The 15,607-nt window shown below is 70.1% G+C and carries 13 protein-coding genes, 1 pseudogene and 1 riboswitch; of the genes and pseudogenes, 6 read left to right on the top strand and 8 right to left on the bottom strand.

The features are described 5' to 3' along the window. Positions 1-12 precede the first annotated feature (12 nt). Positions 13-825 (bottom strand): phytanoyl-CoA dioxygenase family protein, encoded by an 813-nt coding sequence (locus HF526_RS00130; RefSeq protein WP_169379121.1) that lies wholly within the window; start codon positions 823-825, stop codon positions 13-15. 29 nt (positions 826-854) lie between these two features. Further along, positions 855-1,532 carry a phytanoyl-CoA dioxygenase family protein gene (locus HF526_RS00125; protein WP_211176563.1) on the bottom strand — a complete coding sequence of 226 codons (678 nt, stop codon included), beginning with the start codon at positions 1,530-1,532 and terminating at the stop codon, positions 855-857. A 153-nt stretch (positions 1,533-1,685) separates the two neighbouring features. On the opposite strand from HF526_RS00125, the gene HF526_RS00120 reads away from it, so the two are divergent. The 3 genes from HF526_RS00120 (at position 1,686) to HF526_RS00110 (ending at position 3,986) form a co-directional block, all read left to right on the top strand. Further along, on the top strand, positions 1,686-2,357 hold the full coding sequence (locus HF526_RS00120) for a GntR family transcriptional regulator (protein ID WP_169379119.1): 672 nt from the start codon (positions 1,686-1,688) through the stop codon (positions 2,355-2,357). A gap of 151 nt (positions 2,358-2,508) precedes the next feature. Beyond that, on the top strand, positions 2,509-3,111 hold the full coding sequence (locus HF526_RS00115) for a hypothetical protein (protein ID WP_169379118.1): 603 nt from the start codon (positions 2,509-2,511) through the stop codon (positions 3,109-3,111). Positions 3,112-3,389: 278 nt separating this feature from the next. Continuing rightward, positions 3,390-3,986 carry a hypothetical protein gene (locus HF526_RS00110; protein WP_169379117.1) on the top strand — a complete coding sequence of 199 codons (597 nt, stop codon included), beginning with the start codon at positions 3,390-3,392 and terminating at the stop codon, positions 3,984-3,986. Between the two features lie 84 nt (positions 3,987-4,070). Here the strand turns inward: HF526_RS00110 and HF526_RS00105 are convergent, their stop codons facing one another. From HF526_RS00105 to HF526_RS00095, 3 genes are all read right to left on the bottom strand, one after another. Continuing rightward, complete coding sequence (locus HF526_RS00105) at positions 4,071-4,709, bottom strand: methyltransferase (protein ID WP_169379116.1); 639 nt, start codon at positions 4,707-4,709, stop codon at positions 4,071-4,073. Between the two features lie 158 nt (positions 4,710-4,867). After that, positions 4,868-5,015, top strand: a riboswitch (M-box (ykoK) riboswitch). Positions 5,016-5,035: 20 nt separating this feature from the next. Further along, a complete protein-coding gene (locus tag HF526_RS00100; protein WP_169379096.1) occupies positions 5,036-5,245 on the bottom strand; it encodes a hypothetical protein in 210 nt (69 codons plus the stop codon). Positions 5,246-5,262: 17 nt separating this feature from the next. Further along, positions 5,263-7,143: a transketolase gene (locus HF526_RS00095; RefSeq protein ID WP_169379115.1), complete on the bottom strand. Its 1,881-nt coding sequence runs from the start codon at positions 7,141-7,143 to the stop codon at positions 5,263-5,265. Here HF526_RS00095 and HF526_RS36710 point away from each other — a divergent pair. After that, positions 7,047-7,700: pseudogene (locus HF526_RS36710) on the top strand (SseB family protein); the annotation flags it as partial. The gene HF526_RS00095 and the pseudogene HF526_RS36710 sit on opposite strands and share 97 nt — an antisense overlap. Here HF526_RS36710 and HF526_RS00085 read toward each other — a convergent pair. Together HF526_RS00085 and HF526_RS00080 are read right to left on the bottom strand one after the other, a co-directional pair. After that, positions 7,583-9,967 (bottom strand): molybdopterin-containing oxidoreductase family protein, encoded by a 2,385-nt coding sequence (locus tag HF526_RS00085; protein ID WP_239028126.1) that lies wholly within the window; start codon positions 9,965-9,967, stop codon positions 7,583-7,585. The pseudogene HF526_RS36710 and the gene HF526_RS00085 overlap by 118 nt on opposite strands. 622 nt (positions 9,968-10,589) lie before the next feature. Beyond that, entirely contained in the window at positions 10,590-11,084 is a 495-nt protein-coding gene (locus HF526_RS00080; RefSeq protein WP_169379113.1) for an ABC transporter substrate-binding protein, read from the bottom strand. Positions 11,085-11,327: 243 nt separating this feature from the next. Here HF526_RS00080 and HF526_RS36060 point away from each other — a divergent pair, with 243 nt between their 5' ends. Both HF526_RS36060 and HF526_RS00070 read left to right on the top strand, forming a co-directional pair. Continuing rightward, the gene (locus HF526_RS36060) at positions 11,328-11,651 is read left to right on the top strand and encodes an antibiotic biosynthesis monooxygenase (protein WP_169379112.1); all 324 of its coding nucleotides are present in this window, start codon (positions 11,328-11,330) and stop codon (positions 11,649-11,651) included. A 191-nt stretch (positions 11,652-11,842) separates the two neighbouring features. After that, on the top strand, positions 11,843-13,612 hold the full coding sequence (locus HF526_RS00070; protein ID WP_169379111.1) for an MFS transporter: 1,770 nt from the start codon (positions 11,843-11,845) through the stop codon (positions 13,610-13,612). Positions 13,613-13,789: 177 nt separating this feature from the next. Here HF526_RS00070 and HF526_RS00065 read toward each other — a convergent pair whose 3' ends face one another. After that, positions 13,790-15,508 carry an alpha-keto acid decarboxylase family protein gene (locus HF526_RS00065; protein ID WP_169379110.1) on the bottom strand — a complete coding sequence of 573 codons (1,719 nt, stop codon included), beginning with the start codon at positions 15,506-15,508 and terminating at the stop codon, positions 13,790-13,792. Between the last annotated feature and the right edge of the window lie 99 nt (positions 15,509-15,607).

Raw genomic sequence — 15,607 nt, 5'->3', positions numbered from 1 at the left:
GCGGCCCGTTCGCTAAGTGTGCTGCCCGACCGGCGCAGCGATGTCGTCGTCGCCCGGCTCGAGCGGCGCGAAGTTCGTCGACCGTACGTAGTCCGGCCGCGGGTTCTGCACGTCGCGCGGACGGTTGGCCACGCGGTTGTACACGAAGTAGGCCTGCCACCGGTCGTGGCGGGACATGTTGTGCCCCGATCCGTGCAGGATGTTCGGGTGGAAGAACACGACGTCACCGGGCTTGCCGGTGATCGCCACCGGCTCCGGGCTCTGCTCCATGATCTCGATGAGGCGCGCCTTGGGCACCACCCAGAGCCGGTATGACGTCGTCGTGTCGTCCAGTTCCGGCTCCAGCGAGCCCAGCCGGTGGCTCCCGGGGATGAAGTACAGGCAGCCGTTGGCCTCGGTCGCCTCGTCGAGCATCACCAGCCCGGTCGTCAGGTCCGGGCTGGGCGTCCCGTCGTGGCGCCACGTCCCGAAGTCCTGGTGCCACTGCCAGATCGAGCCGTCGATGGCGGTCTTCAGGTTGCACTTGCAGTGGTAGATGTACAGCTGCTCGTCGCCCAGGATGTCCCGCGCGGGCCCCAGCATGCGCGGCGCCCGGACCGCCGCGCGGAAGACCGGTGAGGCGGTCGGGCCGTCCGCCTCGTGCGCACGGTAGATCGCCTTGGCCACCCCGCCGCTGCGTTCGCGGATGATGTGATCGGTCTCGATCGACCCGATGCGTGCCAGCTCGCTCTTGAGCAGATCGACCTCGCCGGCGGAGAACAGCCCGGGGAGGACGACGAAACCATCGCGTTCGTACTGCTCGAGTTGGGCCGCTGAAAGGCGCATGACGATTCCTCCGGAATTCGCGTCGTCGGTCACTGCTGGGTCGGTACGGTCCGGGCGCGGTCTTCCTTCTGTTGCAGGGCGAACAGCCCGCTGTAGCCGCCCGACCAGTCCGGCGGGATCAGGCACGGCCGCGGGTCGTGTCGGGCCCAGGTGGCGGGCGTGCCACGGACGATCTCCCCGGCGTGACTGCTGTCCAGCGGGTCGGGGGTGTAGGGCATCGCATCGGCCGCGCTGTAGACGTTGAGCAGCAGCGGCCTGCCGATGTCGGAGTGGTTGGCGGCCGAGTGGTGCAGCAGCCGGCAGTTGTGGATCGTGATCGATCCGGCCGGACCGGGCAGGTAGACCGTCCGGTCGGCCGGGATGGTGGCCGCGTCGGCGTCGGAGAGTGAGCCGACCCAGCGGCGCTCGTCGTCGTAGAGGTCGTACAACTCGCCGTCGTGGCTGCCCGGCAGCACCCCGAGCGGGCCCTGGTCCATCCCGCAGTCGTACAGATAGGTGCCGATGGTCAGCGGGCTGTAGTTGGTGTGCGGCCAGGCCTGGATGTCCTGATGCCACTTGACCTCGGCCCCGCCGCGCGCCCATGTGAAATTGAGCGTGGAATGGTGGAACGTCACGTCCGGCCCGACCAGGTCGGCCGCGATGTCGGCCACCTGCGACTGCGCGGCGAACTCCCCGTAGGTGGGGTGCTGGTCGACGGGCCTGGTCACCGCTCGACCAGCAGGTAGCCGTCGGCATCGTAGAACGCGCGCTGTTCCCCGGTCAGGACCGTCGGACGGGCGCGGGTGTCCTCGGCGAGCGTCATTGCTCCTCCACCAGTGGCCGACAACTGATATATCAGTCTGCGTTGTACCGTAGGTCACATGTCGCAACCGGGCAACCACGTCGAAGCGGAGTTCGCCGAACCGCCGGCGACGTCGATGGCCTCGGCGGCCTACCTCGGGCTGCGCGACCTGCTGGTGACGGTGCAGATCCCGCCGGGCGCACCGATCAGCGAGGAGCAGGTGATGCGACGCCTCGGCGTGGGTCGCACGCCGGTTCGGGAGTCCATCAAGCGGCTGGAGATCGAGCGCCTGGTGGCGGTCTATCCCCGGCGTGGCGTCTTCGCGACCGCGGTGCACATCACCGACGTCGGGCACCTGGCCGAGGTGCGCGTCCAACTCGAAGGCGAAGCGGCCGCCCTCGCGGCCCAGCGCGCCACCATCGCCCAGCGCGAGGGGCTCCGGGCGCTGCGTCGCGCGGCCGAGAACCTCCCGACCTCACCCGCCGACCTGATCGCGTTCGACACCCGGGTACACCGCGCCATCTACCGCTCGACCGGCAATCCCTACCTGGAGAACACGCTCTCCCAGTACCACAACCTCATGCTCCGGATCTGGCACCTGTTCCTGGACCGGATGCCGGAGATCGCCGGCCACGTCGACGAGTTCGCGCCGGTGCTTGACGCGATCGTCCAGGGTGATGCCGACCTGGCCCGCCGGATCGCGACCAGGCACGTCGACGGCTTCGTCGCAGCCGTGCTCTCCGTGGTCTGAGCCGCGAGGCCGCACCCCCCGGGGCGCGGATCGCGGGAACCTCCCTGGGGCGCTGTCCGTTGGGCCCGACGGACACGCTGATCCGTTTTGCGTGCTTCATGCGGATTGTGCGTGTCCGACGTGCAGTCACGACCAGGAAGGACCTCCACCGATGGGCCTGTTCGACAAGCTCAGGGAGCGCTTGGCTCCCACCTCCGCCCAGCCGCAGGGATACCCGGCCGCGGGACCCGCGGGCCAGGCCCCGGGCGGGGCGGCTTCGGGACAGCGCAATCCCGACGAGGCCGCCGTCGAGCGGTACCGCTACATGCTGCGCACCGCGCCTCCGGAGACGGTCGAGCAGGCGCACGCCGAGGCGTTCGCGAAACTCACTCCCCAGCAGCGTCAGCAGGTCCTCTCCGAGCTCGGCAGCACCGTGCCCGCCTCGGAGCGGGCGACGTCGGACGACCCGCGGTCACTGGCACGGATGGCGACCCGCGCCGAGATGCGGCAGCCCGGCACGATGGAACGCACCCTCGGCAGTGGCCGCGGTGGCCCCGGCATGGGCAGCATGATCGCCGGCACGCTGCTGGCGAGCGTGGCCGGGGCGTTCATCGGTACCGCGATCGCCGACGCCTTTCTCGGTGACGATCTCGACACCGGTGGCGACATGGCCGGCGGCGAGGAGTTCGCCCAGGAGCCGGTCGACGAGCCCGCGGACGCCGGAGACGCCGGAGACGCCGGATTCGAGGACGTCGGCGGCGACTTCGAGTTCTGATCCGGCCGGCGGGCTCCTCCCGCACACCGTCAGGTCGGCCCGGCCCTCTCCACGACCGGCCTGCCCCCGTGAGCACGGCACCCGGTACTCCGCCCGCGACACCGATCCGGGCGGGTGCCGGCCCTGCCGGCCGGGCGCGCAGCACGACGGCCCCGCTCGATCACCGTTCGAATCAGACAGCCGGCCAGTGAAGCCCCGTCGTTCCGGGATTGTCACCTGTCGCTACCGTGGCAGCGGTCCCGATACGATTAATGCACTGGCAAAGGATGGTTCACCGAATGGCCGGAATCGGCTCCCGCCGCGCCCTGAATTGGCTGGTCAGCGCGTTGATGCTGCTCGGCTCCATCGAGGCGATGGCTGGATGTGGCCCGAAATCGGCCGGCATGGCGGCTGGGTCCGGTACGCCGGTTTCCGCGGCACCGAGCACGGCGTCGGCGGGTGCGGGCTGCCAGCAGGTCAACAGCGTGAGCTTCGACAAGACGAAATTCGTATTGCACGCTGGTTTGGCGTTCGGCGCGTTCCACCATTTCATTTACACGCCGTACAAGAACGGGTCGTTCGCCGCCGGTGCGCACGGCCGGACAGCGGCGCTGGTCAAGGCGGGTCTCGCCGGGGCGTTCACGGTGCACGAGCTGAACATCGCCAAGCAGGACGCCGAGTCGGACCCGCACCTGTGCAAGCTCGTCGCACCGTTCGACGAGGCCTCCGCCGGCCTCAGCGGGCTGGCCGCCAAGATCAAGGACGGCACGGCGGGCCCGCAGGACCTCGACAAGGTCAATGGACAGGTCACCACCCTCCAGCAGGGGTCGGCGGCGAACGGTGTCCCGGTTCCGGACCAGGTGCCCAGCGACGCCCAATTGGCCGGCGGTGCCTGAACCGTGCGCCCTGTGACTGCGCTGAACTGCATTCGATGCGGGTGGCCACCGGGACTCGTTGCGGGCGCGGTCTCACGGTCCAGCTCATTGCGACCGGGTCGACCCCGCAGAACTCCCGGCCGCCACATCGCGGGAGCGTGAGCGGCGAACTCCGGGAACCAGCTGCGGGACGCGGTCTCGGTACGCCTGGTAGCTGCCGGGGAAGTGACCGGTCAGCAGGCGCTCCTCGGCGTGGATCTTCACCGCGAACGCCACGAACCCCAGGGCCGGCAGAACGAGCCACACTCCGAGTCCGTTCATGAGCGCGGTACCGATGAGCATGCCCAAGAGCCCGGTGTAGATCGGATGACGGGTGATGGCGTACGGACCGTCGGTCCGGAGTCGATGGTCCGCTTTGATGGTCGCCGTCGCGGTCCACATCGTGCCCAGCCGCCAGCGGGCCCACAGCGTGAACCCGGTGCTCAGCAGCAGGACCACGCTCCCGACGACGGTGAGCCAGACCGGCCCGTACGTGACCGGGCGCCACGCGGCTCTCGGCACGAGGCTGCCCACCAGCCAGGCCAGCGCGATGATCACCAGCCACGGGGTGCCACTGGCCCGGCTGACCACCCGTGGGGCGCGCCGATGATTGACCACCGCTCCGACCATCCAGGCGATCGCGAACACCCCCCAGCACACGTCGGTCGCGATCGAGCCGAACACATGCCATGACGTCGCGTCCACAGCGACTCCCTCCCGCGGGGCCGGCGACGATCTCGCCGGCCCGCTCCGTCATGATGCCGCTCGCCTGTGCGCCGGACATCGACCCGAGGATGGAGCCTGGTCGTACACCGGCTGTGCGAACACGTGAGGGCACCCGTTGCCGGGAGTCCACCGGTCGTGCAGCACCTTGTTCGGTGAGGCGTCTGCACGGACACAGGCCACTGACCTGAACGTCGAGAGACGCCCCGGGTCAGGACAGGTCTCCCCGGCCTGAGGGATGACCAGGCCCCATCCGGCGCCGAACACCAGCAACGCCGCGGACGAGGCCGTCACCGACCTGCTCTGGTTCATCCGGGAGGTCGGGGCGCGCCGTTCGACCGCGACAGCCCGTTCACACCGCCGAGGTCGGAGACGATCGTCGGCATGGCCGCCGCGACGATCGTCTGGTCGAGCGAGCTGACGAACGTGCCGAGCATCGGCCCGGCGAGAACCGGCCACAGCCTGCTGCCGTGCATCGACTCGGCGGGCGGCCCGGCCGCCGCAGCAGGCGTCGTCACCTCCCGGCCCCGTGCCCTCAGCCGAGCAGCGCTCGTGCCGCCTGCAGGATCCCGGCGGCGCCGATGCCGGCGGCGTCGAGCAGCTCCTCGGAGGTGCCGGAGCCCGGCAACTCGCGGACGGCGAGCTGGGTGACGACGTGATCGCGTTGCCCCGCTGCTGCCAGGGCTTCGAGCACGGCCGACCCGATGCCGCCCTCGGGATGGTGATCCTCGGCGACCACCAGCCTGCCGCCGGTGTCGCGCACCGCCGCCACCAGGGTGCCCGTGTCGACCGGCTTCACCGAATACAGATCGATGACCCGCGCGTGCACGCCGTCGGCGGCCAGCTCGGCGGCTGCCGCCAGACACGTGTGCACGGTGATCCCGGCGCCGACGAGGGTGATCCGGTCGTCGGGTGAGCTCGCCAGGACCTTCGCCCCGCCGATCGGGAACCCCTCCCCCGGCGCGTACAGGACCGGATAGGCGCCCCTCGTGGTGCGCAGGTAGCTCACGCCCGGCCTGTCCGCCATGGCCCGCACCAGAGCTGCCGCGCTCGTCGCGTCGCTCGGGTAGAGCACGGTCGAACCGTGCACCGCACGCATCATGGCCAGGTCTTCCAGCCCCATCTGCGACGGACCGTCAGCGCCGATCTCCACTCCGGCGTGCGATCCCACCAGCCGGATGTCGGCCTGGGACACCGCGGCCATCCGGATGAAGTCGTAGGCGCGGGTGAAGAACGCGGCGAACGTCGAGGCGAACGGCACGTACCCACGCACACTGACGCCGACGGCCGCGGCGACGAGCTGCTGTTCGGCGATGAACATCTCGAAGTACCGCTCCGGGAACGCCGCGGCGAACTGATCGGCGTGGGTCGAGTTGCTGACCTCACCGTCCATCGCCACGACGTCACGTCGGGCACCGAGTGCGGCGAGCGCGTCACCGTAGGCCTTGCGGGTCGCCACCTTCGCGCCCAGCTCGTACCGCGGCAGCCTCACCTGACCGTCGCCGGCGTCCGGCCGCACCGGGTGACCGGACGGCTTCGGCAACGGCCCGCGGACCCGCAGCTTCCGCTCCCCGCCGAGTTCGATGATCGCGCGGGCGGCCATCGCCGGGGGAAACGGTCTCCCGTGCCAGTTCTCGCGGTCCTCGACCTCGGAGAACCCGTCACCCTTGCGGGTACGGGCGAGCACCACCGTCGGCCGGTCGCCACTGTTCGCGCCGGCGTCACCGAGCACCCGGTCGATCGCGGTGATGTCGTGCCCGTCGACCTGCAGCACCCGGGCGCCGAAGGCCCGCGCGCGGCGGGCGTAGGCGTCCAGGTCCCAGAACAGCTCCGTCGGCCCACGCTGACCCAGGCGGTTCACGTCGACGATCGCGATCAGGTTGGACAATCGGTAGTAGGCGGCCTTGTCGATGGCCTCCCAGATGGACCCCTCGGCCATCTCGCTGTCGCCGCACAGCACCCATACCCGATAGGGCAGCCGGTCGAGGTACTTGCCGGCCAGGGCGATCCCGACCGCGTCGGGCAACCCCTGCCCGAGCGAGCCGGTCGCGACGTCGACCCACGGGAGCGCCGGTGTCGGATGGCCCTCCAGCCGGGAACCGAAACGGCGGTAGCCGGTGAGCAGCTCGTCCTCGGTGATCACCCCGGCCGCTGTGAAGATCGCGTACAGCAACGGAGACGCATGCCCCTTGGAGAAGACCAGGTGGTCGTTGCCGGGTTCGCCCGGGTTGTCCCAGTCGTAACGCAGATGCCGGGCGACCAGTACTGCGAGCAGGTCCGCGGCGGACATGCTGGACGTCGGATGGCCGGAACCTGCGGATGTGCTGGCTCGGATCGAATCGACTCGCAGCTGACGGCCCAGTTCCCCGGCCAGCGGCAGATCCACCTCGGTCGTGCTGTCGATCGTGTACGTCATGGCACTCCTCGCCGACGACTTGTCGCAGATCCGCGTGCGGAAGACCGGGCTGCCGGGTCTCCGGGTGCGCCGGACCGGTCGACCGACTGAGTCGCGCCATCGATGCCGGCGTCGGGAACGGCCTGCGCTACGGCCCAGGATGTCGCGGTTCGGGGTCTGCTGCTAGGGGTCAGCGCTCCCGCGCGACGAGGGCAGGCGGATTTGGTGCTACCAGGACGAAGACGCCGGGGGTCGCGTCGAGCATCGTCGCGCTGATGACGTCGAACCCAGACGATGCCGCTGCGGACCCGACCGCCGCGGGTCCCGATCCGGCCACCGCAGCCGTCCTGCACGACCTCGCGACGAGCATCGCGCTGCTGCCGCAAGCGCCGCCGCCCGAGGGTGCGGAGCAACTCGAAGGTGCGATCGCGCTGCCCGTCATCGAGCAGGACGGCCAGCGCTACATTCCCGTCTTCACCTCGGAGGACGCGCTGCGCTCGGCGGGGGCGGACCCCGGCACCGCCCTTCGCATCCCGATCGCACAGCTCGCCGCGAACTGGCCGTCGGACGACATGTGGCTCGCGGTGAACCCCGCCAGCGAGGAGGGTCTCGGGCTCCCGCCGGACGTGGTGCGGGCGCTGCCGGTGTTCGCGGCCGGCCCCGACGGAGCGGGCCGCGTCCCACCGGGCTGATCCCCGGAGATCCCGCCTCGGACGGCTTCCACCTCGACGCGGGTGTCGGAGAATGTCGGCGCGTTGCCGAGGTCGGCGAAGACGAACGGGTTGACGGCGTTGACCGTCGACTGCTCCTTGGCGTTCTTGGGCCAGGCGCCCATGGGTGACATGACCACGCCAGGGGCGATCTCGTCGGTCACCCGTGCCAGCGCCACGAACTGCCCGCGGTCGTTGAACACCCGCACGTACTGGCCATCGGTGACGCCGCGCTCGGCCGCGTCCTGTGGGTGGATGGTCACCGTGGGCTCGCCCTGCACACGCCGCTGCGCGGGTTGGTCCCCGGCGCTGGAGTTGAGGTAGGCGTGCGACTTGGGCGAGATGAGGTTGAGCTGGTAGCCGGTGTCGGCCGTCTCCCGGGGCGGGACGTAGTGCGGCAGCGGGTCGACCACTCCGCCGGGCTGGAACTCGTCGGAGCCCTGCCGGAACAGCGGCACGACGAAATTGCCCGCCTCGGCGGCGATCGACGAGCGGAACTCCGTCTTCCCCGACGGTGTCGGGAAGCCGCCCTCGGCGTGCGGGGCGTACTCGTCGGCTGACGGGAGGTTCAGCCGGGCCCACCCGGTCTCGCGCAGCGACTCGACCGTGATGCCCTCCAGCGCCGCCGCCGACCAGTCGAAGGCTTCGGCGATCATCTCCTCGTCGCTGCGCGTGAAGCACGGCTCGGTGAAGCCCATGCGGGCGGCGAGTCGGCGGAACAGCTCGGTGTTGGACACCGCCTCACCCAGGGGCGCGACCGCCGGGGTGTTCAGCGAGACATAGAAGTGACCCCAGCTGAACATGATGTCGTGCTGCTCGAGCTGGGTGGTGGCCGGCAGCACGATGTCGGCGTACCGCGCGGTGTCGGTGAGGAAGTGGTCGCTGACCACGGTGAACAGGTCCTCCCGGGCGAGCCCGGCGGCCAGCTTGCCCTGCTCGGGACACACGACCATGGGGTTGGAGTTGTAGACCATCAGCGCGGTGATCGGCGGGTCCAGCGCCAGCTCGCCGGTGAGCGCCCGGCCCAGCAGGAACTGGTTGACCACCCGGGTGCCCGGCGTGGCCAGCTCGGGGTGCATCAGGGCGCCCCAGTTGACCGGGAACGCCCACAGCGGCAGTTGCAGCAGGCCGCCGCCGACCTTCCGCCATGCACCCACCAGCGCGGGCAGACACGCGATCGAGCGCACCGTCTGCCCGCCGCCCGCGTGACGCTCGATCGCCACCCCGATCCGGATCATCGAGGGCTCGGTGGTGGCGTACTCGCGGGCCAGGGTGCGAATGTCCGACGCCGGGATGCCGGTCCGGGTCGCCGCCCACTCCGGGGTGTACTGCTGGACGCGCTCGACGAGCTCGGGGTAGCCGACGGTGTGGTCGCGGACGTAGGCCTCGTCGGTCAGGCCCTCGTTGATGATCACGTGCATCATGGCCAGTGCCAGTGCGCCGTCGGTGCCCGGCCGGATCGGTATGTGCCAATCGGCGTACTTGGCCGTACGGTGCTTGACCGGGTCGATCACCACGACCTTCGCGCCACGGCGTTGCGCCTCGGCCACGAACGGCCACAGGTGCAGGTTGGTCGACATCATGTTGCAGGCCCAGATGACGATGTAGCGGGAGTGCACGAGGCTTTCCGGGTCGACGCCCGCGGTGGCGCCGATGGTCATCGTGTAGGCGGTGCAGGCGCCGGAGTCACAGTAGGTGCGCTCGGCGATCGTCGCGCCGAGCTTGTTGAAGAACGGGTCGCCGACGTTGAGCCCGTTCAGGATGCCCTCGGTGCCCAGATAGCTGACCGGCATGATCGCCTCGGGGCCGTGCTCGGCGATCGTCGCCCGGAACCGCGAGGTGACCTCGTCCAGCGCCGCGTCCCAGGAGATGCGCTCGAACCGGCCACTGCCCCTGGGGCCGGTGCGCCGCATCGGGTACAGCACCCGGTCCGGGCTGTACACCTTGTCCACGTAGTTGTTGACCTTCACGCACAGGCCGCCGCGGGTGAACGGGTGCCCGGGATCGCCGCGCACCTCGACGGCCCGGCCGTCGGTGACCGTCACCAGCATCGCGCAGGTGTCGGGACAGTCATGCGGGCACGCCGCGCGCACGGTGCCGGTCGTCGTCACGGGGATGTCATCGGTCGCGGTCATCAGACGTCTCCCGGGCCGGCGTGGTGGGTGTCGCCGCCCGGCCGCGGGACGGCATCTGCAGATTGTCCGTCGGTGCACCCGGGGCGCCAAAGGCCCAATCGGTGCACAATCGCCGGGGCGTCGTTCAGCTGTGCCGCGCGCAGTAGCGTCATCGGCGGCCGCGCCCTGAAGGCACGAGGGTCTCCTCCGAGGCGCCACCGGCGCAGACGTCGGCGGTATCGGAGAAGTTGATCCGCGCCCCGCGGACGCGATGGAACATCTGCGCCGACGTCTACTCGTCGGCCTCCTGCGGTCTTCGCCTCTTCACCCCTGCTTGGCGCGAGAAGCATGCGAGCCCGGGAGAGTGCGCCCTTCTTGCGTACCCGGTTCGTCATGCCCGCTTCTTCGGACCCGAGAATCTCCTTCGTATCCACCTTCCGCTCGAACCGCGGAAAATTGCCGACCATGCGGCGCCGCGTGTTGAACTCGCTGCTACCGACGCCGACACGTTTCCGTAGCAGCGCATCCGCATCTCCCGTTGGCCGTCAACCCTTCGGCGAATTCCGCCCGTGTCCCGGGCGGCTGACGCGGTGACGTCGCGGGACGAAACCCCTGCCGTGGCGCTCTCAGGGCTGCGGCCGCGTCACTCGCGGGGCGGGCGATCGAGAGCGGGTGCGGGGCCGCGGCGCTCGACGACCACGCCGAGCAGGGCACGCAGGTCCGCCACGGCCGCCGTCCGGTAGGCGACGTCCACCGCCACGACGGGCGCGACGCCCCGCAGAGCGCCGAGCAGTCGCACATCGACCAGGTCGTGGACCCGGTCGACGGCGCCGGTCACGATCAGGTCCGGTCGCAGGCCGGCGACGGCGCCCGGGTCAGGGTCGCGCGGCGCGCCGAGCGGCTCGACGCCGGCCAGGTCCCCGGCGCACCCGGCCAGCGGCGCACCCAGGTCGAGCAGCAAGGCACCGACCACGGGGTCGGTGGCGACGAGGCGGCGGATCCGGGCGGGCAGCGCCACCGAGGTTCCGGTGGCGTCGACGAACGGACGCCGTCCGCCGCCGACGTGGCTGATGAGGCCGGTCAGGGCGGCGGTGCGCGCCGAGTTGCGGTGCGCGTCCCCCGCGGCGGTCGACGACATGCCCGCAGCATAGGTGGGCCACGGCCGACGACCGGTAATCGAGCTGGGCCGGGGAACGATGAGGTCCGCCCCGTCGGCCGGCGAGCAGTGACAGCACCCCGCCCGTTCGGGCGCGCTGACCGGACGCGCCGGGAATGTCGACGATTGAGACGGCCCCCGATCTCCGGTGTGGAAGACTGCGCGCCAGGCCCGGGGCCGTCGTGGCCGACCGGGGAGACCGTCGCGACTCCGCGGGAGGCGTTCGTGATTCTCATCGTCCTCAAGGCTCAGATCCGTCCCGAGAAGCGCGATGAGTGGCTGGCCGGGATCAAGCAGTACACCGCAGACGTGCGGCAGGAGCCCGGCAACGTCTCGTTCGACTACTACGAGAACGGTGAGCAGCCGAACGAGTTCGTCATCGTCGAGACGTTCGCGGACTCCGACGCGGGATCGGCACACGTGGCCACCGAGCACGCCACGAAGTTCTTCGCCTGGATGCCGGCCATGATCACGGAACGACCGAAGATCAACTACCAGGACATCGACGGTGCGGCGTGGTCGGAGATGGCGGAGGTCACGCCGGAGTGACGGCCCTGCTCGCCCCGGTTCCCGATCGCACGGGCCGGCGTGGGCACTGCCCGGGGCGGTTGTGACGGCGGACCTGATGGAGGCAGCGCCGCGCAGTTCGACGGCCTCCTCCTCGACGACGGCGATGTCGTGAAGCCGGCCACGTTGCCGTCTGCACGCGGATCGTTGCCGCGTGGGGAAGACTCGTCGTCATGCGCAGCACCGAGGAGCAGCCCGACCCGCGCCGGTGGCGCGCGTTGGCGATCTGCCTGATCGCCGGGTTCATGAGCCTGCTCGACGTCAGCATCGTCAACGTGGCGCTGCCGTCGATGCAGTCCGGGCTCGGGGCATCGTCCGCGGAGCTGTCGTGGGTCGTCTCCGGGTACGCGCTGACCTTCGGCCTCGTCCTCGTCCCGTCCGGGCGCCTCGGCGACGACCGTGGGCGGCGGCGGATGTTCGTCGCGGGGCTCGCGCTGTTCACCGCGACCAGCGCTGCGGCGGGTCTCGCGATGTCCCCGACCTGGCTGGTGATCACACGCCTCGTTCAGGGCGCCGCCGCCGGGCTGCTCAACCCGCAGGTCATCGGGTTCATCCAGCAACTGTTCCGCGGCCGGGAACGTGGGCGCGCCTTCGGCCTGTTCGGCGCGGCGATCGGAGTTTCCACCGCGATCGGGCCGCTGCTGGGTGGATTGCTGCTGCAGTGGGGCGGACCGGCCGACGGTTGGCGCTGGGTGTTCTACGTCAACGTCCCGATCGGGGTGCTCGCGTTGGCGCTGAGCCCAGTACTGCTGCCGAGAGACGAGAGCACGGGGCCGCGCCGCCCGCTGGACCTGGTGGGAGCACTGCTGCTCGGCCTCGGCGTCGTGGCGCTGATGTTCCCCCTGGTGCTGGCCGAGCAGGACCCCGGTTCGGCGCCGTGGTGGCTGCTGGTGGTGGCGGCGGCGCTGTTGGTCGGCTTCGTCGCCTGGGAACGGCGCTATCGGCGCAGCGTGGGCCATCCCCTCGTCGACTTCGGCCTCTTGCGCACCCGCAGCTACGCGTCGGGCACCACGCTCGGCCTGTTCTACTTCGCCGGATTCACCGCGATCTTCTTCGTGCTCACCCTCTTCTTCCAGCAAGGCCTGCACTACACCCCGCTCCAGGCCGGCCTTGCGCTGACCCCGTTCGCGCTGGGCTCGTCGTGCTCCTCGGCGATCGGGGGACGCATCGTCGGCCGGTTCGGCAAGCCGCTCGTGGTGATCGGCACGCTCGTGGTGGCCGTCGGGCTCGCCGGGGCGGACCTCGTCCTGCGGCTGGACCTGGGCTCGAGCGTCGGTTGGGCGCTCGCCGGTCCGCTGCTGCTCGCCGGAATCGGCAGCGGGCTGGTCATCGCCCCCAACCAGACCCTCGCACTGGAGCAGATCCCACCCCGCGAGGGCGGCACCGCTGCGGGCGTGCTGCAGACCGGCCAGCGGATCGGATCAGCAGTCGGCATCGCGGCGGTCGGGGCGGTGTTCTTCGGGCAGCTCACGACATCGGCCGGAGACTGGTCGAGCGCGATCAGCCGCGGCCTGCTCGGCGCGGTCGGGTTGGTCGTCCTCGCGCTGCTCGTCGGGCTGGCCGACCTGCTCATCCCGCACCCGCGCACCGCACCGGCCGCCGCCCCGACTTCGGACGCGCCGGCGGCGCCGGCTGCCCCGACCGAGGTGATCCGGAAGCGGCCGGAGGCCACGGTGCACGGCCGGGTCCTGCACGGGCCGGACGGGACCGGCGTCGGCGACGTCGTGCTGACACTGATCGACAGCTCCGGGCGGCAAGCCGCACACGGCCATGCCGACGACCGTGGGGCCTTCGCCCTCCAGGCGCCCGCTGCCGGGACTTACCAGCTCATCGCCACCTCCAAGATCCACATGCCTCATGCCGTGTGGGTACAGGTCCCCACCGGCACCCTCGCGATGGATCTGGCCCTGCCGTCCTCGGCCCACGCTGGGCCGCCACGATGAGCGCTCAGCACTCCGGCATCCGACGCTCATGACGGGGAGACCGTGCATCCGCTCGCAGGGCTGCCGCCGTCGCCGGCGGGGCCCCGGACGATCTGCGGCTCTCATAGGTCCTGAACAGAATGAGCTGGTTGGGTCCGGAATGAGCGGGTGTCTTGCGCTGTTGTCCGTGCTTGCGGATCAACCGTCGTAGGTGGCTGGCCGGAGCTGCACGTTGCCGCGGTGTTGCGGGCCGCGAGGCCCGTAGTCGATGTCGGCCCCGCTGTTGCTGCTGCTGATGACCGCGGCGGGAGCGTCGTAGGGGTCCATGATTGATTCGACGAAAATCATCGTGTCGTTCGGCGCGCTGAGGGCGTTTTGCAGGTCCCTGCTGGTCTTGACGACGAACGATCGCGCCGAGGTGTCGGGACGGAACACCTTCGGCAGATCGGCATAGGCCCAGTTGGCGATGTCGTTGTAGTGTTCGGTCTTGCCGAGGTAGCCGCGTTCGATGGTGTACCCGCCGTTGTTGATCAGGAAGATCACCGGCTTGTGGTCGTGTCGCAGAATGGTCGACAGCTCCTGCGCCGTGAGCTGGAACGAGCCATCGCCCACGAACAGCAGGTGACGACGGTCCGGCGCTGCGGTCAGTGTGCCGAGCAGGGCGCCGACCGAGTAGCCGATCGACCCCCAGTTGACTGACCCGACGAAGGTGCACTTCGGCGGGAGGTTCAGGCCGAAGACGGCGTATGACGTGCCATTGTCGACCAACAGGACGTCCCCGGGCCGGATGTAGCCCTGGATGGCCTGCCAGTAGGCAGCCTGAGTCAGCTTGGCCGAGCCGTCGGCGTGGGTGCTCGCCGCCGCTGCCGCAACATGGCGCGGAGTGCGGTTGCTGACGTGCGGGACCGCGTCGATGACGCCGCGGAGGACTTCCTTGAGCGTCACCGCCTGATAGTTGTCATCGCCGACGTCCACTGAGTGGCCGCGGGCGCGGATCGTGTCGACGGGCAGCGACGCCGTGACGTCGCCCGTGGTCACCTCGATCGGCCGGTAGCCGATGGAGAGCAGGCAGTCGCTGGACTCGATCGCCTCGTGTACGTGCGGCTTGCTTGCCTTGCCGTTGTAGATGCCAAGGTAATGAGGGAACGTCTCGTCGATCACTGCCTTGGCTGTGTTGATCATTGCCACTGGAACCTGCATCTTGTCGGCCAGCCCCATCACCTCGGATGCGACGCCGAACCGGTCCGCGTCCAGATCCACCAGGATCGCCGGCGACGTGGCGGCGGACAGTCGCCCCGCGATCGCGGCGATGCACGAACGCAGCCGTTCCGGGTCGCTGGGCGGTTCGGCGAGCATGAGCGGGGCTGCCGGAACCTCGATGTCGAGGTAGGCGATGTCGGACGGCAGCTCCATGTACACCGGGAGCTTCTCCCGCCAGGCGGTGAGAATCAGCCTGTCGATCTCGGTGACCGCGTTGTGTGGGGTGAGCCTGGCCTGCGCGGCGGTCACCTGTGCGTAGGCGCCGAGGAAGCGGTCCCAGGTCCCGTCGGCCATGGTGTGGTGCATCCCCAGGCCACGGTCGATGGACCTGAGCGGTATCGATCCGCAGATGCAGATGACCGGGACGTGCTCGCTGTAGGAGCCGGCGACACCGTTGATCGCGCTCAGGGCGCCGACGCCGTTCGTCACCAGGAGCGCGCCCAGGCCGTTCAGCCGCGCATAGCCGTCCGCGGCATAGGACGCATTCAGCTCGCTGCATGTGCCGATCCATTTCAGCGTGCCCGTGTCCTGGAGCTGCTGCAACAGCTCGAGGTTGAAGTCGCCGGGGACGCCGAACAGGTGCCTGACGCCGGCCTCCTCGAGACGGCGAAGCAGGAAGTCGCCGATCTTCATTCGTCGGCTGGGGCTGCTGGACATCGGTCTTGTTTCCTTCGACTCGTTGGTGTCCTGACGGGGCAGTGGAGCGACCGGAAGCCTGCGCCGCAGCTCTTCTGTGAAGAGCTGCGGCTCCTTCCA

It is taken from the genome of Pseudonocardia acidicola, assembly GCF_012911935.1.
GTDB lineage: Bacteria > Actinomycetota > Actinomycetes > Mycobacteriales > Pseudonocardiaceae > Pseudonocardia > Pseudonocardia acidicola.
The sequence above is the reverse complement of the archived record's forward strand: the minus strand, read 5'-3'. Positions and strand labels throughout refer to the sequence as shown.

What these genes read in the sequence shown, in the direction of transcription:
- HF526_RS00130 (WP_169379121.1), bottom strand. Translation starts at nt 825, where the DNA reads ATGCGCCTTTCAGCGGCCCAACTCGAGCAGTACGAACGCGATGGTTTC.
- HF526_RS00120 (WP_169379119.1), top strand. Translation starts at nt 1,686, where the DNA reads ATGTCGCAACCGGGCAACCACGTCGAAGCGGAGTTCGCCGAACCGCCG.
- HF526_RS00115 (WP_169379118.1), top strand. Translation starts at nt 2,509, where the DNA reads ATGGGCCTGTTCGACAAGCTCAGGGAGCGCTTGGCTCCCACCTCCGCC.
- HF526_RS00110 (WP_169379117.1), top strand. Translation starts at nt 3,390, where the DNA reads ATGGCCGGAATCGGCTCCCGCCGCGCCCTGAATTGGCTGGTCAGCGCG.
- HF526_RS00095 (WP_169379115.1), bottom strand. Translation starts at nt 7,143, where the DNA reads ATGACGTACACGATCGACAGCACGACCGAGGTGGATCTGCCGCTGGCC.
- HF526_RS00085 (WP_239028126.1), bottom strand. Translation starts at nt 9,967, where the DNA reads ATGACCGCGACCGATGACATCCCCGTGACGACGACCGGCACCGTGCGC.
- HF526_RS00080 (WP_169379113.1), bottom strand. Translation starts at nt 11,084, where the DNA reads ATGTCGTCGACCGCCGCGGGGGACGCGCACCGCAACTCGGCGCGCACC.
- HF526_RS00070 (WP_169379111.1), top strand. Translation starts at nt 11,843, where the DNA reads ATGCGCAGCACCGAGGAGCAGCCCGACCCGCGCCGGTGGCGCGCGTTG.
- HF526_RS00065 (WP_169379110.1), bottom strand. Translation starts at nt 15,508, where the DNA reads ATGTCCAGCAGCCCCAGCCGACGAATGAAGATCGGCGACTTCCTGCTT.